The sequence below is a fragment of the Myxococcus sp. CA033 genome (assembly GCF_013336625.1).
Lineage (GTDB): Bacteria > Myxococcota > Myxococcia > Myxococcales > Myxococcaceae > Myxococcus > Myxococcus llanfairpwllgwyngyllgogerychwyrndrobwllllantysiliogogogochensis.
Genome location: NZ_JABUMU010000020.1, coordinates 104,974 through 127,768, shown reverse-complemented (window position 1 = coordinate 127,768; position 22,795 = coordinate 104,974). Strand labels below are relative to the sequence as shown.

Below are 22,795 nucleotides of genomic sequence, written 5' to 3'. Positions count from 1 at the left end.
CAATGGTAGTCGCCACGGACCGCGCCGCGAAGGGGCCTCACGCCGTCAGTTCCACTCCATCTTCATCAACAGCTTCTCCGGCAGCAGCGTCCATGAGGGCGGCAATTCGAGCGTCACCTCTCCTGTCCCCGGCAGCGTCAACTCCTCGCGCACGACACTGAAGGGATGCTGCGCGTCCTTTCGAAAGACGAAGGCCGTATAGGCCCCCTCCGGCTGCGAGCGGAACGTCCAGCCACCGCCCTCCCGCGCCAGCTCCCGCGAGTACATGGACTGAAGAAGCACCAATTCCCCCGGAGTGCTCGGAGCGGGCACCGACCCTGGCACGAGGATGGCCACGGAGTCCTCGCAGGCCCCCTCGACCCGCAGGTGGAGCGTCACCCCGTCCCGACGCGCCTCGAAGTCCACCGTCACCGTGCCGGTAGCGGGGACCTGGACGTGCCGCGCCATGAACACGGGGCGCGACGCGGGCTCCTCCTCTTCGTGGACATGAGGCTGGACAGCCACGAGATAGGTGCCGGGAGGGACACTTCCTTGCTCGAAGCGACCGGAGACGACCCGCACCTCCCTCCGGAAGCCACTCGCCGCGCCCGAGAGGACCACCGTGCCATCGCCTGTCTTCAAGCCGCTCACGGTGCCGCGCAGCGTGGCCCCCGCATCGAGCGCCACGGCGACTTCGTCCTGTCCCGCGCCGAGCAACAGTCGCTTCTGCGAATACGAAGCGTGCGTCACGACGAGCGCATACGGTCGCTCCATGACATGCGGCAAGGTGAAGGTGCCGTCCTGCCGCGTCCTCGCCGCTCCCGCCTCCTCGTTGGGCCGAGCCTGCCGCTCCCAGCCCTCGGCATCCTCGGGGACGTCGCCCACGTCCACCAGCGCTCCCGCCACGGGCCTTCCCGTCGCCGCGTCCGTCACGCGCCCCCGCAGCGGCCGTCCCTGGTGGAGGACCACCGCTCCCAGGTCCAGGGACTGCCCCTCCACGACCTCCACCGTGAGCGACAGCTTCGCGAAGCCGGGAGCGGAAAAGTGGAGCGTCAGCTTCCCCTCGTTGAGGGGGCCCCGAAAGAACTCGCCCCGCGCATTCGTGACGGTGCCGTCCCACAACTGGAACCGGGTGATGGGAGTGCCATCCTCACGAACCAACCGCCCCCGGATGCCCACGTCCCGGCGCATCACCAGGCGCACCTCGGCGTCGCCCGCCTCGACGGGCACGGAGGTCTGGCCCCTGGTCGTCGAGGCCCCCTGTGTCCGGGTCGCATCCAGTGAATAGCCACTGCCTCGCACCGTGAGCGAGTACGCGCCCGGAACGAGGTGGCTCAGCGTGAAGCGCCCTCCTTCGTCGGTCTTGCCCGTCGACGGTCCCGGGTGCGACAGGATGCGGCTGGAGCCGTCGCTTTGAGGTCGCACCACCACGGCCTTCCCCGCCGGCTGCGCACGCACCTGGGCTCCATCGACGGGACGGCCATCCCCGTCCTCGACGACACCCGAGAGGGACAGTCCCGCGAGGAACTGGAGGCGCGCATACACGGGCTGAAGCCCCCGCACCTCGATTGGCGTGGTCAACTGGCGCAGCGTCTCCGACTCCTTCTGGGTGACCACCAGGTGGTGCCGCCCCTCCTCGATGCCCTGGAGCGCGAAGCGGCCCCTCGCATCCGTGAACGCCCTCTTGTCGTGAGCGCCCGCCACCTCCGACACCACCGGCACCACGTCCACCTGGGCGGAGCGCACGGGAGCGCCCGTCTCGCTCAGCACCTCGCCGCTCACCGTGGCGCCCGGCGTGAGCACCACCCGGAGCCCCTTCCGAGGTGACGTCACGGGAAGCCACGTCGGCCGATGCGCGTCATGGGTGACGACCAGTCCATGCTCCCCCGCCTCGGCGGAAGAGAGCAGGAACGAGCCGTCCTCCTCGGTCTTCGTGGTGCTCTCCAACTCGAGGTCATCCCGCGCCATGACCGACGCATCGAACGGGCCACTCAGGTCGCGCGCGGACCTCAAGGCGAGGCTTGCTCCCGCCAGGGGATGGCCTTCGGCATCCACCACCGTTCCCTCCACCGTGACCGCGTCGCGCAACACGATGGCGAACGGCACGGTGTCCGCTCCCAGCCGCACCTCGCCGTTATGGTCGAGGAAGCCCGGTGCCTCGACATTGACGGCGTAGATGCCGTGCAGCAGCGGCCCCAACGTGAAGGCCCCGCGAGCGTCCGTGGTCCCACGCTTTTCCAGGGGAACGGCGGGCGTCCCCATCAACCAGGCGGAGATGCTCGCCCCGACGATGGGCGCGCCCCTGGAGTCGCGCACCTCGCCGGGAAGGAGCAGGGCATTGCCGAGCGCCAGCACGACCTCGGGATAGTCGCCCCCAGGCGCCAGGCCGACGCGCTCCTCGGCCACCGCTTCGCCGTGCGTGGCGGAGAACGAATATTGGTCAGGCCGCAGTGCCTCGAAGGTGAAGCGCCCCTGGTCGTCGGTGACGACGTCGCGCGTCCAGTATGGGTTCCCGCACCTCACACTCGCGCCAGGGATGGGCACGTCTCCCATGACGACACGCCCCGAGAGCCGACGTGCGCGGGGCATCATCACGTCCAGCCGCTGCATGCCGGTTCCCCGGAGCTGCACGCGCTGCGGGAGCAGCCCCTCCTTGGAGAAGAGGACGTTGTAGTCCCCGAAGGGCAACGACGCGAACTGGAAGCGCCCATCCAACGTCGTGGACACCTCGAAGGCACGGTTGTGTGCCACGAGGATGGCGGTGACGCGGACGCCCTCCACCGGCTGCGCGAACTCGTCCCGCACCTGGCCCGACAGCGGAGGCTCGCCGCCCAACCGCACTTCGACCTCCTCGCCGCCCGCGGCGACGTCCTCGCTCAACCCCACGCCTCGCGGCCCCTCGGCCCACACCGCGTACCGTCCCGCTTCCAGGCCCGCGAGCGTGAAGTGCCCCTCCGCGTCCGTCGTGGTGCGCGCCAGGGGAGGCGTCTCTCCCGCGCCGGATTCCAACCAGTCCAGCAGCCCCTCCGTCCGGCACAGGGTGCTCAGCAACAGCAGCTCACAGGGCTCGCCACAGTCGCAAGGCTGTTTGAGCAACGGCATGTCTGGCTTTGCTTCGGTGGCCACCACGACCGCGCCCTCGACAGGCCCATCGGGTCCGAGCACGACGCCACGCACCCTCAACTCACCTCGGGGCGCCTCGACGGGCGCCGCGAGCAGCGCGCGCCATGACAATCCCCGGCCCTCCGTTCCGAGGCCAGAGGAGGAAGGCTTTCCGGTGTCGCGCCCATCCACGCTCGTCCCGCCAAGCAACAGACGCCCCAGGAAGAGTGTCAGGAGCAGCAGCCCCGCGCCGATTCCAAACCATCGCCTCATGCGCGAGCCCACCCCGGAGGACCTCGTGTCGTCCGGTCAGCCTATCCGCATTCCCCCACCTCGCGCTGCAGTTCGTCGGCCTCGGGCTTTTTCCGTCGAAGCACCCGGGCCACGCGCCGCTCAGCGTCGCCTGGCGAGGGTGAACGCGGTGAGCATGAGCGCGCCGCCCGCTCCCATCGCGACGGCAAGGGGCATGCGCAGCCGCTCCGACAACGCGGAGAACACGCCCAGCGTCACCTCTCGGCTGGCGCTTCGCAGCGAAGGATTCCCCAGCTCGTCTCGCGTCGTACGGAGCTGGCGTCGCAGCTCCTCGGAGGCGCCCCGCACCGTCGCGGTCGCCGTGCGCTCGGCCATCGTCGCGACGACGACGCCCACGTCCACGTCGGAGCGCTCGCGGTGCTCCTTCAGCTCCAGCTCCAACTGCCCCACCACGGCGTGGATGAACCGCCGCCCCACCTGCTCCAGCACCTCGTCGAGCCGCTCGGTCCGCGCATCCAGGGCCGTGCTCAGTCCCTCGACGAGCCCGCGCCCCGCCTGGGACGCCACCTCCGAGGCGATGGGCGCCAGCACGGGCATCTCGTGCTCCAGCTCCAGCACCGCGCCTCGCACCGCGCCCGTGGCCAGCGTCCGGGCACGCGCGCCGGGCTGGCGCAGCTCCCGCTGACGCTGGTCCGCCGCCTTGGCCGAGTGGTCCAACCATCCATTCACCCGCTCCAGGAGGTCATGGGACAACGCATCCGCCCCGGGCATCGAGCGCCGCAGCTCCGCCACCACCCCCTGCACCGCGCTCTCCACGAGCGAGCGAGACCACGAACCGCGAGGACGCTCGGCCGCGACCTCGACCTCCCGAGCAAGCAGGGCCACGGCGTCTTGGATGAGCTGACGAAGCTGTCCGTCGAGCCCTGGCAGCTCCGCCTGGAGTCCCTCCGAGGCCCCCTGAATGGCGCCGCTCGTGAGCCCATGGGCGGCGATTCGCTCGAGTGACAGGGTCAGACGCCGCATCAGCTCGACTGGTGACAATCGTCCATCGTGGCGCATCGCTCGCTCCCCCCCGCGCGGAAGGCCCACTCCGCTCGACAACGATTGTGATGTCGCCCATCAACCAACACCCCGACGGACCAGCGGAGACAGCGCTCGCGGTGCCCCTTCGCGTCGACTCCTGACGCCACCGAGCACCGGGCCCGTCGTCGGCAGGGCGGGCAGGCAGTGGGGTCGCGAATGCAGTCCGGTTGCATCGCCTACCTCGCTCCGGGACATTGCTTCCGGGGATTGGACGATGCTGGGTTATCAGGCGAACTCACAGTGGCGTGACATGTCTGACTTCGTGGTGCATTTCACGAAGCCCGGACCGCCATTCCATGACGCCTACCAGAACATGATGAACATCCTGGGCACGCGGACGCTCATCCCCGGCGCCCAGGGCTTCGGGCTGGCGCGCAAGGAGCCCCAGGTCGCGGACCGGCACCGCGCCGTCTGCTTCAGCGAGATTCCGCTCGACCAGCTCGGCAGGCTCGTCCAGCGCCGCAGCCTGTATGGCATCGGCTTCAGCAAGAGCTTCATCCTCTCCCAGGGCGGCGGCCCCGTCTGGTACGTCCAGTACGCCTCGCCCGCGCACCTCTCCTTGAAGCACCAGGTGGACCAGGCGCTGGCGGCGACGGACTCGCGAGCACACCCGCTCTGGGCCATGACGCCCTTCGTGGACATCCAGGGCGACAAGCACAACGCGCCCTACAACTACCGCTTCGACTGGGAGCGGGAGTGGCGCGTGCCGGGCCTCTTGCGCTTCACCGAGTACGACGTGGCGGCACTCTTCCTCCCGGAAGAACTGCACCCGACGGCTCGCGGCTTCTTCGAGTGGGCCGTGCGTGAGAAGGCGGGCCCTGGCTACTTCTGCCCTTGTCTGGATCCGCTGTGGACGGCGCCACAGATTGCCGCGGCGCTGGAAAAACACGCGGAGGACTTCGCGCGCCTCAGGGCGGGGTAGTCAGTTCAGCACCCATTCCATTCAATTCCTCTCCGCGAGCGCGTATGGCTTCAGGAATGAAGCCATCGTCCCGTCGACCTCGAGGCATCAACCCTCACGCGGAGGCACCTCCATGACCAAACTGTCACGGCGTCCCTTGTTGTGTCTGGTCTATCTGACGCTCCCCATCGGTTGCGGCGGAGAGCTTCCCGGTCCTGTCGAAGGGCAATCTCCCGCCGGAGGGGCGCCCTCGCTCCACCAGCGCGCGCCGCTGCTGCTGGATGACCATGGAGACATCTCCGCGACCGCGACCCCCGTCCAGGCCTCGGCCAGTCCCTTCACTGGCACCCTGGAAGACTCCTTCGACAAGGATGTCTTCTCCTTCCAGGCGAAGGCCCAGCACTTTTACCGCTTCCAGTGCACCTTTCCCTCGCTGCGTCCGGGCTGGCAGCACGACCGCATCGACGCGCGAAACTCCCCGATGAGGACCGAGGTGGTCTGGAGTCCTCCGGGACGCGGCCTCTACTTCAAGGCCGTCGCCCAGGAAGTGGCCTATGTGCGACTGTCGGCGAGGACCTTCGCGGTCTCCGGACCCTATTCCTGCCAGCTCGTCGACCTGGGCGCGGACGACCACGGCGACACGCTGGCCACCGCGACGCCCTGGGTTCCCGACACCCTCGCCACGGGTGTCCTGGAACTGCGCGAGGACCGCGACGCCTTCGCCATCCCCCTGCCGCGCGGTGCGTTCTATCGCGTGTCCTGCGACTCGCCGACCTTCACGCCGTGTCAGGTGAATGTCGCGGCGCCGAGCGGCGTGGGCACTGGCTTTCTCGAGAACACAGCCACCTTCAATGCCACCCATCCCGGCGATTATCTGGTGGAGGTCGCCACCGCGCCGGGGACGGACGTGGTCATCCGGGGCGCGTACTCCCTCCGTCTCGAGCACCTGGAGGACGATGACCACGCGGACACCTCGGATAACGCCACCCGACTGGCCCCCTCTCCGGCCCCCTTCTCCGGCAAGTTGTCTGGCTCGGTGGACCGAGATGTCTTCGCATTCACGGCCCTCCAGGGGCACGTCTACCGCTTCGCCTGCGACATCCTGCTCGGCCGTTCTCTTGGCCCCACCCTGGTGCTCCGTGACCGCGCGGGACAGTACGTGGAGGGCTCGTCCTTTGTCGAAGGCATGGGCACGAGCGTCGCCGTGGAGGCCCCCGCCGCGGCCGACTACTTCGTGGAGCTTTCCCATGGCGCCTACGAGGGCCCGTATCGTTGTCGCTTCGAGGAGCTGGGCTTCGACGACCACGGTGACTCGGCCACGCAGGCGACGGAGGTGTCACTCTCCACGCTGCTCACGGGGCGCATCGAGACGCGCTCCGACGTGGATGTCTTCACCTTCCCCTTGCGCCCCGGCCACAGCTACCGATTCCAGTGGGTGGAGGGCACCGCCAGCAACACCTCCTTCCAGCTCAACGACGCCCAGGGCAAGCAGCTCCAGTTTTCGACGCTCAACTGGATGGTCCACGAGGCGACAGAGGAGGCGATGTACCAGTTCGAGGTGAAGCTCAGCCAGACCTGGGGAACGGGCACCTACGCCATCCAGGCCACGGACCTGGGGCCCGACGACCATGCGAACCTCCCCGAGGGAGCCACCCTGCTGGAGGTGGGACAGACACTCCCCGGATGGCGTCATCGGAACGATGACGTGGACGTCTTCGTCTTCCACGTCGAGGAGAACAACCTCTATCGACTCACGTGCAGCGGTTGTGGCCTCGTCTTCTTGCAACCGTTCGGCAAGGTCCTCCCGCTCCATGTCGCCAACCCGGACAGCTATCTCCTCGATGCCATCGACACCGGTCCCGTCCACATCAGCGTCGTCAGCGGGAGCTCGTATCAACTCTCCCTGGCGTTCCTCGGCAAGGACGACCATGGAGACGACACGGCCCGGGCCACGCCCATCACCTTCCCGCTGAGGCTCTCCGCGTTGATGGAGACGCCCTTCGACACCGACGTGTTTTCGGTGAACCTGCGTGCCGGCCAGCCGCACCGGGTCAACGCGGGTGGCCATCCCACGATGGTCGTCACGGTGCTGGACCCGGAGGGACAGGAAGTGCCCAAGACCTTCGAGGGAGACTTCACTCCACGACTGCCCGGCATCCACCACCTGAGGGTGAAGACGAACGTCGGCTATGACTTCCGCTACGGCGCCTACCAGCTCGCTTTCGACTGAGCCTTCAAGGACCCTTGCGTCCATGAGCCAACACCGGTGCGGGGGCGGGGGCCTGTCAGCGCTTCTCCGGATGCCTATCTCTTCCGCTCCGACATGGGTGGGTGGACACGGGGGAGCTACACAGTGGCCGGAAGAAGCTTGTCGCGAGGCGTGCTGGCGTGTGTCGTTTGTCTGACGGTGGCCTGTGGGGGTGGCACCTCCCCCGGCCCTGGAGGTGAACCTCCGGACGAGCCGACGGGACCTTCGGGGACCATCCCCGACCCGCCCCCCACGAATCCCCAGGAGCTTCCGGACGCGGGCGTGCCCGATGCGGGGAGCCCCCTTCCGGACGCGGGTCCGCCCGATGCGGGCCCCGCGCCCATTGTCTGCGCCCCCACCGCTGGCGAGACGCGCTGGCTGACGGAAGGGCAGCTCGTCACGGCCACCGTGACGTGCGCCACCGGGAGCACCACGACGGGGCTGCGCTTCGGCGTGGACAACCTCCCGCCCGGCGCCACCTTCGACGAGGCCACCGCCACCCTGCGCTGGACGCCCGGCAGGGACCAGGCCGCCGTGTGGAACCTCGTCCTGCGCGAGCACACGAGCAATGAGACGGGCACCCTCAAGGTCGGCGTCGCGGAGAACGACGGAGGCCCCGGCAACATCAAAATCGTCGACCCGACGAAGTACACGGAAGAGTACGGGCTGCCCGTCTTCCACCTCATCTACACCCCGCCCCTCACCTCCGGCAGCGACAAGCCCGCGCAGCTCATCTACCGGGGCCGCACCTACAACATCGAAGCCAAGTACCGGGGCGCCACGTCCGGGGCCTTCCCCAAGCGCAGCTTCACGCTGGAGTTCCCGGACGAGGACCTCTTCAACGAGCCCGTCCACGGCGACGGCTTCCTCAAGAAGAAGCGCGTCGCGCTCGTCACCACGTTCAATGACAACTCCTACGTGCGCACGCGGCTCGCGTTCGACCTGTGGAGCCGCATGTCACCCGAGCACATCCGCGTGCGCACCTTCAGCGCGGTGCTCTATGCCAACAATCGCTTCCTCGGCCTCTATACGGCGGCGGACCTGCCCCACAAGCGGCTGATGGCGGAGCACGGCATGGACAAGGACTCGGACCTGTTCAAGGCCGTGGAGAACGACGCCAACTTCTCCCGCATCCGCAAGAACGGCGAGCCCAAGACGTCGCTGCGCGAGGGCTTCGAGAAGAAGGTCGGCGAGCCGGAGATGGGCCAGCCCCACGCCTGGGACACCCTGGAGGCCTTCATCACCTTCGTGGCGGACTCCGACGACGCCACGTTCCGCTCGGGCTTCCCGCAGCGCACCCGCCTGAAGGACTACGAGGACTGGTGGATCTTCAACTCCCTCATCCTCGGGACGGACTCCCACTCGAAGAACGCCTATCACGCGTATGACCCGAAGACGCAGGGTCCCTGGCGCTTCATCCCCTGGGACCTCGATGCGAGCTTCGGCCAGAACTTCGACACCACGCGCACCTCGCCGACGACGCGCAACACCTTCACCGGGAACAACCGCATCTTCGCGCGGCTGCTCGCGGACCCCACCTTCGCGGGGCCCATGCGCGAGCGCTACCAGACGCTGCTGCGCAACGAGCTGAAGCTGGAGAACGTGCTCGCGCTCATCGACGGCTACGAGAAGGAGACGTCCGCCGTCGCGAGGCGAGACTGGGCGCGGTGGCAGTTGGAGTACCGCGCCCTGGGCGCGCCCGGCACCGTGGGCGAGGGCAACTTCCCCGCCTGGTACCAGCGCACGGACTTCCTCACCTACGAGGAGGAGCTGGAGTACGTGCGCCAGTGGGTTCGCACCCGCTGGCCCGCGCTCCAGTCCCAACTGCCCTGACGTCCTCCCCGCCGGTGGACCGCCCCGACTAGAACTGCGCCCAGCCCGGAACGCGCGGGTAGGGAATGGCGTCGCGGATGTTCTGCAGGCCGCACATGTAGACGATGAGCCGCTCGAAGCCCAAGCCGAAGCCCGCGTGCGGCACCGTGCCGTAGCGGCGCAAATCCCGGTACCACTGGTAGTGGGCCGGGTCCAAGCCGAAGCGCTTCATGCGCGCGTCCAGCACGTCCAGGCGCTCCTCGCGCTGGCTGCCGCCGATGATTTCGCCGATGCCCGGGGCCAGCACGTCCATGGCCGCCACCGTCTTCCCGTCCTCGTTGATGCGCATGTAGAAGGCCTTGATCTCCTCCGGGTAGTTCATCACCACCACGGGCCTCCCCACGTGCTCCTCGGACAGGTAGCGCTCGTGCTCCGTCTGGAGGTCCTTGCCCCACTCCGGCGCGTACTCGAACTTCTTCTTCGCCTTCTTGAGGATTTCAATCGCCTCCGTGTAGGTCAGGCGCTCGAAGCTGGAGTGGATGAACTTCTCCAGGCGCTCCGTGACGCCCTTCTGCACGCGCTCCTCGAAGAACTTGAAGTCGGGGCCACAGTCCTCCAGCACCGCCTTGAAGACGAACTTGAGGAAGCGCTCGGCCAGGTCCGCGTCCGCGTTCAGGTCCGCGAAGGCAATCTCCGGTTCGATCATCCAGAACTCGGCCAGGTGGCGCGTGGTGTTGGAGTTCTCCGCGCGGAACGTGGGGCCGAAGGTGTACACCTTCGACATGGCCATGGCGTAGGCCTCCACGTTGAGCTGGCCGGAGACGGTGAGGTACGCCTCCTTGCCGAAGAAGTCCTTGTGCCAGTCAATCTTGCCTTCCGGCGTGCGGGGCGGATTGACGGTGTCCAGCGTGGACACGCGGAACATCTGCCCGGCGCCCTCCGCGTCGCTCGCGGTGATGATGGGCGTGTTGACCCAGAAGAACCCCTCCTGGTCGAAGAAGCGGTGGACGGCCTGCGCCGCGCGGTGACGCACGCGGGTAATGGCGCTGAACGTGTTGGTGCGCACGCGCAGGTGGGCCACGTCGCGCAGGAACTCCAGCGTGTGCTGCTTGGGCTGAATGGGGTACGTGTCCGGGTCGTCCACGAAGCCCAGCACCTGGACCTCGTCGGCCTGGACCTCGAAGGCCTGGCCCTTGCCCTGGGACTTCACCAGCGTGCCGCGGCACACGACGGAGCAGCCCGCGGTGAGGTGGAGGATCTCCTTCTCGTAGTTGGGCAGCGAATTGGGGGCGACCACCTGGAGGGGGTCGAACACCGAGCCATCGCTGACATTGACGAAGCTGATGCCCGCCTTCGAGTCGCGCCGGGTGCGAACCCAGCCACGGACCTCCACCTTCGTCCCTGCCTCCACCGCGCCGGCGAGGACCTGCTTCACACTGACGACCTGCATTGACGCTCTCCCTTGAGCGGATTCGGGGGGCGAGTTAGCCGCGCGCCGGCCCGAAGGACAAGCCCGGTGTGGCTTTCCGGGCCCCCAAACGCCTGTTTCCGGGCCCCGGACGGATGCCTGGAACCCGGCCAACCATGTCAGACCCCACAGGTACTCTTCTCCCATGGTCGCCCAAAAAGGGGACCACGAATCCCACGAAACCCGCACGTCATTCGCGAGCCGCCCTGGCCCGCCTGGCCGTGCCCTACCTGGAGAGTCACATGGCTACGCGCAAGTCCGCTTCCCGCAAGTCCGCCGCCCGCAACCGTTCCTCGGAGTCCACCAAGGCCGCCTTCGAGGACCTGGCTCGCAAGGCGCGCAGCAAGCCCGTCGTCCCCGCCAAGGAGCAGGAGGCCCGGGACACCCACGCCAAGAACGTGCTGGCGGACGTCTCCACCCTGTCGGCCGAGTCCGCGGTGAAGAAAGTCACGGAGGCGGGGCTCACCATCAACAAGACGCTTTCGGGCATCAACGAGCAGGTCATCGCGCTGGTGGAGGAGATGAAGCAGTTGGACGAGGCCATCCAGCTCAAGACGGACGAGCTGTCGGAGCTGCACGGCAAGGACGTGGCGGCCAGCGCCGTGGACGTGCTCGTGGCGGAGTACGACAAGCGCAAGGCGGAGCTGCAGGAGGAGATGGAGCGGCTGAACAAGGACATCGAGGACACGCGCGCCAAGGCGGCCACGGACCTGGCCACCGAGCGTGAGGCGGCGCAGATGGCGCGCCAGCGGGCGGAGGAGCAGTACGCGTATGACGTCCAGAACCTGCGCAAGAAGGAGCAGGACGCGTTCGTGGAAGGGCTGCGCGTGCAGTCCGCGGCCGAGCGGGACCGCAGGGAGAAGCTGGAGAAGGACTGGGCCGCGCGTGAGGACGCGCTGAAGCTGCGCGAGAAGGAGCTGGAGGACCTGCGCAAGCAGGTTTCCGAGTTCCCGGCGGTGCTGAAGAAGGAAGCGGACACGGCGGCGGCCATCGTCGGCAACCGCGTGAAGTCGGAGTGGGACCTGAAGCTCACGCTCGCCACGAAGGACGCGGAGACGTCGCAGCGCGTGGCCAGCATGGAGATTGCCTCGCTCAAGGACACGAACACCAAGCAGGCACAGGCCATCCAGTCGCTCCAGGCGGAGCTGGCGGACGCCAAGCGCCAGGTGCAGACCATCGCCGAGAAGGCGCTCGAGTCCGCCTCCGGCGCTCGCGCCCTGGCCGAAGTGCAGGGTGTCATCGCCAGCCGCGAGTACAACAAGACGAAGTAATCCCGGCTGGAGCCACACGGGGACACTCGCCGCGCTCGGCCTGGCGAGCGTCCCGTGCGAAGGAATTCGACAAGGTGCGTTCAGCCTTCATGCGAAAGGCTGAAACACCCCTTCCTGGGTGCGTTCAGCTTTCATGGGAAAGGCTGAAACACCTTGAAGAATCTGAGTGCCGATGGACTCGGGCTGTCCTGGGATGAGTCACGCGCGGGCGTCGTTCGTGGAGTGAGCACGAGCGGGGTATCGTGTCTCACCATGTCCTCTCCTGGCTCTGCTCGTTCTCGCGCGACCGGTCTGTTCGCGCTTCCCGCCCTGCTGTGCCTGCTGCTGGGTTCCTCCGCCTCGGCCCAGGCGACCCGCACGTGGGTCTCGGGCGTGGGGGATGATGTGAACCCCTGCTCTCGCACCGCGCCGTGCAAGACGTTCATGGGGGCGCTCAGCAAGACGGCCACGGGTGGAGAGGTTGATGCCATGGACCCGGGTGGCTACGGCACGCTGACCATCACCAAGTCCATCACGATTGACGGCGGGCCCAGCGCCGGAGGCATCCTCTATTCAGGGACGCATGGCGTGGTCGTGAACGCGGCCGGCGCCACTGTCATCCTGAGAAATGTCGCCATCAATGGCGGCACCACGGGACTGGACGCCATCCGCATCCTCGCGGCGGACAAGGTGCTGGTGGAGAACTGCACGATTCAGGGGTTCACCGGCTCGGGCATCAACATCCTGCCTGGCGCGGGCGCCGTGCAGCTCGTCGTGCGCAACACGACGGTCAACGGTGCGGTCGCCAGGGCGCCGACGACCGCCGGCGAAACCTCGGGTGGCATCCAGGTGGCGAGCGGCGGAGCCGTGATTGGAAACAGCCAGATTGCGTCCGGCCTCATCGGGCTCCACGTGCTGAACGGCGCGCGCGTCACCGTGAATGACACGACGGTGGTGGGCCACTCCGGCCAGGGTGTCCTGGTGGTGGGCGGTGCGCAGGTGACGCTGGAGCGGGCCGTGGTGGCGCAGAACGGCGTCGGAATCAAGGCGGAGGCCCCGGCGCAGGTGCGCATCTCCGACACGATGGTGGGCCACAACACGGGCCTGGGGCTGGACGGCCCGGTCGTCTCGTTCGGGAACAATCGCGTCGCCGCGGGCAACGGCACGGATGGTTCCCCCTCCACCACGCTGCCTCAGAATTGAGCCGCGCGATGGGGGTCCACTTGCGCTGCATCCTCGTGGTCGCGCTCTGCGCGTCCACTCCCGCGCTGGCCCAGGCAACGCGCACCTGGGTGTCGGGCGTGGGCGACGACGTGAATCCGTGTTCCCGCACCGCGCCGTGCAAGACATTCGCTGGCGCCATCAGCAAGACGGCCGCGGGTGGGGAAATCGATGTGCTTGACGCCGGCAGCTTCGGCACGTTGGTCATCACCAAGGCCATCACGATTGATGGCGGGCCGGCCGGCAAGGTGAGCGCGTCCAGCATCCCGGGAATCACGATCAACGCCGGCCCTCAGGACGTGGTGGTGCTGCGTCGGCTCTCCCTGACCGGGAGCGCGGGCACGCGCGGAACGACGGGTATCGCGTTCAACAGCGGGCGGGCACTGCATGTCGAGCGCGTACAGATTCATGGCTTCCAGCAGGACGGCATCCGCTTCTCGCCCGAGGCGGGTGGCCAGCTGGTCCTCGCCGATGTCGTGGTTTCGGGAAATGGGGGCGCTGGCGTCCGGGTGAGTTCGCCGTCCGGGGTGGCCTCTGCAGTCATCTCGCGCGGCAACCTTTCAGGGAATCGACAGGGGCTCTGGCTCGGCGCGGGCAGTGTGGCGACGGTGAATGAGCTGACGGCGTCCGACAATGCCGAGGCCGGCATCTGGGCCCGGACGGACGATGGCGGCAAGGTCCAGCTCAACGTGGAGCGGGCCCGGCTCACGCACAATGGCGTGGGCCTGCATGCGGCCTCGGTGGGGAGTGGGAGTCAGACGCTGCTGAGGCTGTCCCGCGCCGCCGTGGACGCCAATGTGCTGGCCACCACGCGGCTCATCGGCACGGGCACCGTCCTGTCCTTCGGCAACAACCGGATGGCGGGAGGCTCCGCGTCGACGTGTCCCACGGGAGCCGTCTTGCTGGAGGACGCGGCGCTGCCGGGGATTGCCCGGGGAGGAGTCTTCGCTCCGGTGGAGCTCGCCGTGCTGGGGGCCATGGGGAGCGTCACCTCGACGGTGTCGGGTGCGCTGCCTCGGGGCTTCCGGTTGGAGGGCGGCGTCTTCTCGGGCACTCCCGAGGAGGGCGGCGACTATCCATTCAGTGTGACGGCGACCGATGGGAATGGGTGCACGGCGTCACGCGACTTCACGCTCGCGGTGGCCTGTCCGCCCATGTCGCTGGGCCCCACCGTGTTGGCCGCGGGGACTACGGGACAGGTCTATGCGCAGACACCCTTCGTGCATGAGGGTGGCGAGGGCACGACGACGTTCGTGCTCGATGGGGCGCTGCCCCGTGGACTCCAGCTCCGTGACGGCGTCCTCACGGGAATGCCCACGCAGCCCGGCACCTTCCCCATCACCCTGACCGCGACGGATGGCGGGCGCTGCTCGTCGAGCCAGAGCTACACCTTGGCCGTCGCTCGCTCCGCCGACTTCCAGGAGGCCACGGTTCAGCTCCAGGCCTCGGCCAACCCCGCGTATGCGGGAGAGGCGGTGTCCGTCACCGCGAGCATCGTGGGCGGACAGGGAGAGCCCTCGGGGACGGTGACGTTCTTCCGGGGCACGGAGGTGCTGGAGGTCGTCACGGTGACTTCCCGCGAGGCGAAACACACGCTCGCGCCGCTTGCTCCGGGCCAGTACACCTTGAGCGCGGCGTACAGCGGAGACACCCGCTTCGGTGGAGTCGACGCGGCGCCTCTGACGTTGGAGGTCCTGCCCGCCAAGGCGCCCATCGAGGAGGGGGACAGCGGATGCGGCTGTCGACAGTCCGGCGCGCCGGGCGGAGTCCTGCTGACGCTGCTGTTGCTCGTGCTGAACCGCCGGCGTCGGGAGTCACCGACTCCAGGCTGAAGTCGTATACGCCGAGGGAACCCCCACCCGTGTCCGACGCTGGCATCGAGGCCAACGTCGTCACGGGTGGGGTTGAATCCTCGCGCTACCAGACCAGCACGGGTGCGGCACGGAAGCTGGAGAGCCCCGTGCCCAACTGCCCATGGCTGCTGCTGCCCCAAGCCCAGACACTCCGGTCCGCGAGCACGGCGAGCGAGTGCTCACCCCCTGCCCCCACGGACACGGCGCCCGTCAGCCCCGCCACCTGTGCCGGCAACAGCCGCCAGTTGGACTTCGCCCCGCTGCCCAGCTGGCCCTGCTGGTTGCGCCCCCAGGACCAGACCTTGCCACCCGTCGTCACCGCGAGGCTGTGGTGCTCGCCCGCGTCCAGGGTGACAGCCCCCGCCACCCCGCTCACCTGCACGGGCAACAGCTTGCGCACCTGTGTGCCATCCCCCAGCTCGCCATAGGTATTGGACCCCCAGCCCCAGATGGTCCCATCTCCCTTCAAGGCCAGCGCATGCGTGCGTCCAGCCGAGACAGCCGTCACGCCCGTGAGCCCTTGCGTCTGCACCGGCGACAGCCGCCGGGCCGTGGAGTTATCGCCCAGCTGTCCCAGCGAGTTGTACCCCCAGCTCCACACCGTGCCGTCGTGCTTGAGCGCCAGGGAGAAGCCCTCGCCCGCCGCAATCGCAGCCACTCCCGTCAAGCCCTGGACGCGGACCGGCAGGATTCGGGACACGGTCGTCCCGTCACCCAGTTGCCCCTGGACATTGGAACCCCAGGACTGGACGGTGCCATCTCCCAGCAAGGCCAGCGAGTGCCGGCTGCCCACCGCGATGGACAACACTCCCGTCGGCGAGGGAATCAACGTGGGCAGCGCCCGGGACACCCCCGTCCCATCTCCCAGCTCACCCTCCTGATTCTCCCCCCAGGAGAGCAGCCGCCCATCTGACTTCAAGGCCAGGGTATGCCCTTGACCGCCGGCAATCGCTCGACACTCCGTGAGCCCCAGCGCCGCCACCGGCAGCGCGCGGTTCAGGACGCTCCCATCCCCCAACTGCCCTGACAGATTCGCCCCCGTGCCCTGGACGCTCCCGTCCAGCGCGACGCCCAGCGAGAACTGATACGCCGTGGACAGCCCGCGTGAAGCCACGAGCTGCGAGCGCACCGGCAACAACTGCCAATCCACGACCCCATCGCCAATCTGCCCGTCGGCGTTCCCACCCCACGCCCAGACCGTCCCATCCTCCTTCACCGCCAGGGAGTGCTGCTCCCCCACGGAGACCGTCCTGACCCCCGTGAGCGCGGGCACCTGCACCGGACTCGTACGCGCCGCCGAGGCGCCCCCTCCCAACTGCCCCTGGACGTTGGCACCCCAGCCCCACACGGTGCCATCCGCCTTCAAGGCCAGGACACTCTCGGCTCCCACCGACAGCGCCACCACCCCCGTGAGCCCTGGCACCCGCGCCGGAGCGAGCCGCGCCGTGAAGCTCCCATCCCCCAGCTGACCCTTCGCGTTGCTTCCCCAGGCCCACACCGTGCCATCCGCCTTCAACGCCAGCGAATGACAGACACCCGCCCCCAGCGAAACCACGTCCGTCAGCCCCAGCACCTGCTCGGGCGCGAAGACCAGCCGGCCCAGGTCCTCGACGTCCTCGCACGTGTCCTGGCGGCCCCAGGTCCAGACCGTTCCATCCGCCTTCAACGCCAGCGAGTGCTCGACGCCCGCCGAGAGCGCCACGACGCCTTCCAGGCCCAGCGCCTTGACGGGCGCCGTCCGGGACAGGAACCGGGGATTGCCGTCCCCGAGCTGCCCCATCTCATTGTCTCCCCACGCCCAGACGGAGCCGTCCACACTCAAGGCCAGCGAATGATAGGCCCCCACCGCCACGGCCGACGCGGTGAGCGTGGTGCCCACCTTCACGGGCAGGGCCCGGTTGACGTTCGTCCCATCCCCCAGCGCTCCCCAACTGTTCGAGCCCCAGCTCCACACCGAGCCGTTCTCCTTGAGCGCCACCGAGTGGTAGGCCCCCGCGGCCACGGCCGCCATCAGCGTCAGCGTGGGGACCTGGACGGGCAGCCAGCGAGTCTGCGTCGTGCCATCCCCGAGCTGGGACTGGTCATTCGAGCCCCAGGCCCACGCGGTGCCATCCGCCTTGAGCGCCAGGGAATGGCGCCCTCCCGAGGAGGCCTCCACGCGCTCCAGCAACCCCCGCGTCAGCGCGGGCGCCAGCTTCATCAGATAGGTCCCATCCCCCACCTGTCCGTCGGAGTTGGAGCCCCAGGCCCATACCTCGCCCGTGGCCACCACCGCCACCGAGTGCTGCCCACCTCCCGCCGACACGCCCTTGACCTGCGTGAGCCCGGGCACCTGGAACGGTGACAGTCTTTGCGTCTGCGTTCCGTCCCCCAGCTGCGCTCTCAGGTTGCTGCCCCACGCCCACACCGTTCCATCCCCCTTCAGCGCCACCGTGTGCTGGCCTCCACCCACCACCGCGGCGACGCCCGTCAGCCCTGGCACCTGCGTGGGGACCAGGCTCGCCGCCGAGGTGCCCAGCCCCAGCTGCCCCTCGTCATTCCTCCCCCAGCTCCACACCGTGCCATCCGTCTTCAACAGCACCGAGTGAGAGCCACCACCGGTCACCGCCGTCACGCCCGTCATCCCTGGGAGGACGGCGGGCAGCAAGCGGCCTGTCAGGGTTCCCGTGCCGAGCTGACCATCCGCGTTTCCGCCCCACGTCCACACCCGGCCGTCCGCCGTCAGCGCCATTGAATGAGCATTGCCCGCCGCGATGGACACCACGCCCGTCAGGCCCTGCACCTGCACAGGTGAGGTCTTTCGCACCGTCGTCCCATCTCCCAACTGCCCCGTCGCGTTGTTGCCCCAGGCCCACACCGTCCCGTCCGCCTTCAGGACCACGGAGTGGGAGAAGCCGGCGGCGATGCCCACCACGTTCGTCAGGTTCGGCAGGGCCGCGGGCACCGAGCGAGAGACGAGGCTGCCATCCCCGAGCTGGCCGCTGCTGTTGTAGCCCCAGGACCACACCGTCCCGTCCGACTTCAACGCCAGCGAATGCAGTTCCCCGGCGCCAATGGCCCTGATGCTGAACAGACGCCACACGCGCGTGGGCGCAGGACGAGGGCGGGTGGTGCCATTGCCCAACTGTCCAAAGGCATTTCCGCCCCAGGACCACACCGTCCCATCCGAGCGCAGCGCCAACGTGTGGTGCCGCCCCGCCATCACCGTGCCCTGGCGCGAGGCACCCTCGGCGGCACGGATGGTGCCGAGTTCGGAATTTTCGAATGCACCCGGTTCACCACAACTCGCCAGCCACATCACGCACAACAGCCAGCACACCGGGATTCCAGACACACGTCTCGCGACACGCTCCATGGGACACCCCTTTTCAGACAGCCCGACGACGAGAACTTCCACACAGGACCCGCGCGAAGCAGGGGCGCGGTCGGGAGGGTGCTCGCAGCAGCACGAGGCCCTCCCGGACTTCGTGCTGCCTTTGCCGCGCTACCAGACCCTCACGGGTGACACTCGAACAGGAGACAGGCCCGTGCCAAGCTGCCCCGAAGTGCTGTCACCCCAGGACCACACGCCCCGGTCTCCTCGAATCGCATGCGCATGAGCGGCGCCCGCGGCGACGGACAGCGCCGAGATGCCGGGAACATTCACGGGCACCAGCCTCTGCGTGACGGTGCTCCCATCCCCCAGCTGCCCCAGGTGATTGCGCCCCCACGCCCACACCGTCCCGTCCGAGCGCAACGCCAGCGTGTGATTGCGCCCCGCCAGCACCGTGCCCTGACGCGCGACACCTTCCGCCGCGCGCGCGGACGCGAGCTCCGCCGCCTTGCCACTGGCGCCGCGCTCGGTGCACCCCACCAGCACCAGCGCGCACAGCAACCCGCCCCACGCCAGGATGCCGGACACACTTCTCCCACCGCATTGCATGAGTCCCCCTGCTCCAGACGAGTCTTGCAATCCCTGTCACGAGCCCCGGCGCGCCTCCGAAGCCCGACTCCCGCGGCGAATCACCACACACGCACGGGCGTGGCGCTGTCGACGAAGGTCCCCGTGCCCAACTGCCCGCTCTGGTTGAGACCCCAGGTCCACACCGAGCCATCCCCCTTCACCACCGCCACGTGATGCAGCCCGGCCGACAGGGACACCGCCCCCGTGAAGCCCGTCAGCGGAGCGGGCACCGAACGCGTGATGAACGTGCCGTCCCCCAGTTGCCCAGAGCCATTGAAGCCCCAGGACTCCACCGTCCCGTTCGACTTCAGCACGAAGGAGTCCGCGAAGCCGGCGGAGAGGCGTATCCCTTCCGTGAGCCCCTGGACCTGGATGGGCGAGAGCCGGTTGACCTGGGTGCCGTCTCCGAGCTGGCCGTCGGAGTTCTCACCCCAGGTCCACATCGTGCCGTCCGCCTTCAGCGCCGCGGAATGAGTCAGCCCCGAGGAGAAGTCCATCACCTCCGTCAGTCCCAGCACCCGCACCGGGAGCGGGGCATCATCCAGCGTCCCGTCGCCGATATTGCCGTGTGGATTGGTGCCCCACGCCCACAGCGTGCCGTCCGCCTTCAATGCGAAGAAGTTGTAGCCGCCCCCCGACACCGCGATGACTCCCGTGAGGCCCGAGACTTGCGTCGGAGCCAGCACGAAGCTCGACGGGGGCGCACCCGGGAACCACAGGGGATTGATGGACCACGCCCACACCGTGCCGTCGTCCTTCAGCGCCACGGAGTGGTGCATCCCCGCCCCCACCATCACCACGTTGGAGAGGCTGGTGATGCGCGTGGGCGTCCGCAGGCCGTCGCGAGCCGCCGGCCCACCGGGGCCCTGGAAGGTTCCTCCCCACGTCCACACCGAACCGTCCAGCGTGAGCGCCACCACGTGGTCCCGGCCAGACGCCACCGCCAGCACCTCCGACAGTCCTGGCACCTGCCCGGGCGTCGCACGGCCCGGCCGGCCCGCCGCCCCGAGCTGCCCCAGGTAGTTCTCCCCCCAGGCCCACACCGTGCCGTCCGCCTTCACCACCACCGTGTGCGCATCCCCCGTCGACACGTCCGTCCGCTGCCGCCAGCCCGCCGTCCGCGTCGGAACGAAGGCCTGGAACGTCGTCCCGTCCCCCACCTGCCCGTCCGCGTTGGAGCCCCACGCCAGCACCGTGCCGTCCGCCTTCACCACCACCGTGTGCTGTCCCCCGCCCGCCGTGACGCCCTTCACCAAGGACACCCCCGTCACCCGCATCGGCGCCAGGCGCTGCGTCAGGCTTCCATCCCCCAACTGACCTCGCTGGTTGTTCCCCCACGCCCACACCGAGCCATCCACCCTCAACGCCACCGAGTGCTGGCCTCCGCCCACCACCGCCTCCACGTCCAGGAGCCCGGGGACCTGGGTCGGCGTCAGGCGCTGCCCCGTCGTCCCATCGCCGAGCTGGCCGTAGGTGTTCTGTCCCCACGCCCACACGGTGCCATCCGACTTGAGCACCACCGAATGCGAGCCACCACCCGACACCGCTGTCACGCTCAGCAAGCCCGCCACGGCCACCGGCAGGGAGCGGTTCAGCGTGTCCCCCGTGCCGAGCTGGCCGTCCGCGTTTCCACCCCATGTCCACACGGCGCCGTCCGCCGTCAGGGCCAGGGAGTGCGCATTGCCTGCGGCGATGGCCACGACGTTGATGAGCCCTTGCACCTGGGTGGGAGCCAGGCGCTGGGACGTCGTCCCATCACCCAGCTGCCCCGTGGCGTTGAGGCCCCACGCCCACACCGTGCCGTCCGCCTTGAGCGCCAGCGAATGCGAGAAGCCTCCCGCGATGCGCACCACGTTCGTCAGTCCTGGCACTCGCTGGGGCCACGCCCGACGCGTGGTGGTTCCATCCCCCAACTGCCCCCGGGTGTTGTCTCCCCACGTCCACACGGTGCCGTCGGCCTTCAGCGCGAGTGAGTGCAGCTCCCCCACGCCAATGGCACTCATCCCCAGCGGCCCTCGAATCCGCGTGGGCGAGGACTTCGCCGTCGTCGTGCCATCCCCGAGCTGACCAAAGGTGTTGCCACCCCACGCCCACACCGTGCCATCCGCGCGCAGCGTCAGCGTGTGATTACGTCCCGCCATCACCGTGCCTTGACGGGAGAAGCCTTCCGCGGCGCGGCTGGAAGCAAGGTCCTCGGGAGGCGGAGTTGCCCCTGGCTCGACGCAGCCCGACAGCCACAGCGCTCCCAATAGACAACCCCAGACAGCCACGGCGGCACCACTGCGCACACGGCTCATGTCTCCCCCCTCGACACGACTTGGAATGGACAGAGAAACACCAGACATGCACGCGAGACAAGCCTTTGCCTGGGACACCCACGGCTCGTCCACCCTCCCAGGTTGTCACCCCGGCCGGCCCACGTCCGGCATCCTCCCCGGCACTCGGGGTCGTCTGACGTGTGCATCCCAGCGTCCAGGTCGCCGGAGACCTCACCGGGCCAGAGGCGCCAGGTGGCGGGGCCGGCGTACGATGGCGCCATGACTCGAAGCCCGCCGTCCACCGCGCGCAGACGCGTCCCCTACTCCGGCCTCTGGCTCGACGGGTTCAGCCTGACGGCTGTCGCCGGAGGGGCGCTGCTCGCGGGCGGACAGGGCTGGCAGCGGGACGGCATCGGCGCCACGCCTCGCGCGTCGACGGGCGCGGCGTTCTGGGACACCTCGCGGGAAGAGTGGTTGGAACTCTCCCCGCTGCCCGAGCCCCGGCAGGACCATGCGGCGGTGGCGCTCCCGGACGGACGCGTGCTGCTCATCGGCGGACGGGACAACCCGACTCCGGAGCTGGACAGCACCCGCTACTGGGAGCCGGACACCCGGCGCTTCGTCCCCGGCCCGCCGCTGCGGGCCGCGCGCTCGCGTCCCGTCGCGCGCGTGCTCCCGGACGGCGCGGTGCTGGTGCTGGGCTCGGACCATGACAACGACATCGAGCGGGGCACACGCGCGGAAATGCTGCGCCCCGGCGCCACGGCGTGGGAGCCCGCGGGCCAGACGGTTCGCATCTTCCACACCGGCCCCGTGTGCGTGAGCGGGGAGCGCGTCGTCATCGCCGGGGGCCGCGACAACGGCTTCGGCTTCGCCATCATCGAAGGCGAACATCTGGCGCCGCCCCTGAATCTGAGCACCGAACTCTGGGAGCCCTCGTCACGGGCCTGGAGGACCGCCCCCCATCCCCTCACAGAGGCCCGAGACGACGCCGAGGGCGTCACCCTCTCGGACGGGCGCATCCTCGTCGTGGGCGGCTGGCACCAGGGCACCTCGCTCACGAGCGCCGAAGTCTTCGACCCGCGCACCGAGCAGTGGACGGCGACGGGCGCGCTCGGCCTCGCCCGCTCCGGCTTCACCCTCACCGCGCTTCCGGACGGACGGGCCGCCGTGTCCGGAGGGCTGCGCTCGGACACCTACGCGGAAGCCACCGACGTGGAGCTGTGGAATCCGGCCACGGGCACCTGGAGCCCTGGGATGCCGCTGGCCGTGGGCCGCGCGGGACACCACGTCGTCCCGCTGGGCGAGGGCGCGTTCCTCGTCGCGGGCACCACGCGCGTGGCGCCGGATGGCTCGCTGGAGACGACTTCCGAAGTCTGGCGGCCCTGAAGCCGCGCCACCCCGTTACATCCGCATCCACCCCGA

Annotated in this window: 13 protein-coding genes; 7 read left to right on the top strand and 6 right to left on the bottom strand. The window is 69.0% G+C overall.

What is annotated here, in order from left to right:
* Nucleotides 1–45: 45 nt before the first annotated feature.
* Together HUA78_RS33800 and HUA78_RS33795 are read right to left on the bottom strand one after the other, a co-directional pair.
* Nucleotides 46–3,354 carry a carboxypeptidase regulatory-like domain-containing protein gene (locus HUA78_RS33800; protein ID WP_174478042.1) on the bottom strand — a complete coding sequence of 1,103 codons (3,309 nt, stop codon included), beginning with the start codon at nt 3,352–3,354 and terminating at the stop codon, nt 46–48.
* 120 nt (nt 3,355–3,474) lie between these two features.
* Complete coding sequence (locus tag HUA78_RS33795) at nt 3,475–4,356, bottom strand: hypothetical protein (RefSeq protein ID WP_174458423.1); 882 nt, start codon at nt 4,354–4,356, stop codon at nt 3,475–3,477.
* A 310-nt stretch (nt 4,357–4,666) separates the two neighbouring features.
* Between HUA78_RS33795 and HUA78_RS33790 the strand changes: the two genes are divergently transcribed.
* The 3 genes from HUA78_RS33790 to HUA78_RS33780 all read left to right on the top strand — a co-directional run bounded on the left by HUA78_RS33790 (nt 4,667) and on the right by HUA78_RS33780 (nt 9,398).
* Entirely contained in the window at nt 4,667–5,338 is a 672-nt protein-coding gene (locus HUA78_RS33790) for an abortive infection system antitoxin AbiGi family protein (RefSeq protein ID WP_254624041.1), read from the top strand.
* 112 nt (nt 5,339–5,450) lie between these two features.
* The gene (locus HUA78_RS33785; RefSeq protein ID WP_174478041.1) at nt 5,451–7,547 is read left to right on the top strand and encodes a hypothetical protein; all 2,097 of its coding nucleotides are present in this window, start codon (nt 5,451–5,453) and stop codon (nt 7,545–7,547) included.
* Between the two features lie 93 nt (nt 7,548–7,640).
* Nucleotides 7,641–9,398, top strand: coding sequence for a CotH kinase family protein (locus HUA78_RS33780; protein WP_174478040.1), 1,758 nt, complete (start codon nt 7,641–7,643; stop codon nt 9,396–9,398).
* A 28-nt stretch (nt 9,399–9,426) separates the two neighbouring features.
* On the opposite strand, the gene asnS is transcribed toward HUA78_RS33780, so the two are convergent.
* The gene (gene asnS, locus HUA78_RS33775) at nt 9,427–10,827 is read right to left on the bottom strand and encodes an asparagine--tRNA ligase (RefSeq protein WP_174458424.1); all 1,401 of its coding nucleotides are present in this window, start codon (nt 10,825–10,827) and stop codon (nt 9,427–9,429) included.
* A 260-nt stretch (nt 10,828–11,087) separates the two neighbouring features.
* Between asnS and HUA78_RS33770 the strand changes: the two genes are divergently transcribed.
* The 3 genes from HUA78_RS33770 to HUA78_RS33760 all read left to right on the top strand — a co-directional run bounded on the left by HUA78_RS33770 (nt 11,088) and on the right by HUA78_RS33760 (nt 15,148).
* Nucleotides 11,088–12,116, top strand: coding sequence for a kinetoplast-associated protein (locus HUA78_RS33770; RefSeq protein ID WP_174458425.1), 1,029 nt, complete (start codon nt 11,088–11,090; stop codon nt 12,114–12,116).
* A 252-nt stretch (nt 12,117–12,368) separates the two neighbouring features.
* Nucleotides 12,369–13,298, top strand: coding sequence for a right-handed parallel beta-helix repeat-containing protein (locus HUA78_RS33765; RefSeq protein ID WP_174478039.1), 930 nt, complete (start codon nt 12,369–12,371; stop codon nt 13,296–13,298).
* An 8-nt stretch (nt 13,299–13,306) separates the two neighbouring features.
* Nucleotides 13,307–15,148: a putative Ig domain-containing protein gene (locus HUA78_RS33760; RefSeq protein ID WP_174458427.1), complete on the top strand. Its 1,842-nt coding sequence runs from the start codon at nt 13,307–13,309 to the stop codon at nt 15,146–15,148.
* 85 nt (nt 15,149–15,233) lie between these two features.
* On the opposite strand, the gene HUA78_RS33755 is transcribed toward HUA78_RS33760, so the two are convergent.
* The 3 genes from HUA78_RS33755 to HUA78_RS33745 all read right to left on the bottom strand — a co-directional run bounded on the left by HUA78_RS33755 (nt 15,234) and on the right by HUA78_RS33745 (nt 21,409).
* Nucleotides 15,234–18,524, bottom strand: a complete 3,291-nt coding sequence (locus HUA78_RS33755; RefSeq protein WP_174478038.1) for an RCC1 repeat-containing protein — start codon at nt 18,522–18,524, stop codon at nt 15,234–15,236.
* 129 nt (nt 18,525–18,653) lie between these two features.
* Nucleotides 18,654–19,070, bottom strand: coding sequence for a hypothetical protein (locus tag HUA78_RS33750; RefSeq protein WP_371745715.1), 417 nt, complete (start codon nt 19,068–19,070; stop codon nt 18,654–18,656).
* 101 nt (nt 19,071–19,171) lie between these two features.
* Entirely contained in the window at nt 19,172–21,409 is a 2,238-nt protein-coding gene (locus HUA78_RS33745) for an RCC1 repeat-containing protein (RefSeq protein ID WP_174478036.1), read from the bottom strand.
* A gap of 240 nt (nt 21,410–21,649) precedes the next feature.
* Here HUA78_RS33745 and HUA78_RS33740 point away from each other — a divergent pair, with 240 nt between their 5' ends.
* On the top strand, nt 21,650–22,759 hold the full coding sequence (locus HUA78_RS33740; protein ID WP_174478035.1) for a kelch repeat-containing protein: 1,110 nt from the start codon (nt 21,650–21,652) through the stop codon (nt 22,757–22,759).
* Nucleotides 22,760–22,795: the final 36 nt, after the last annotated feature.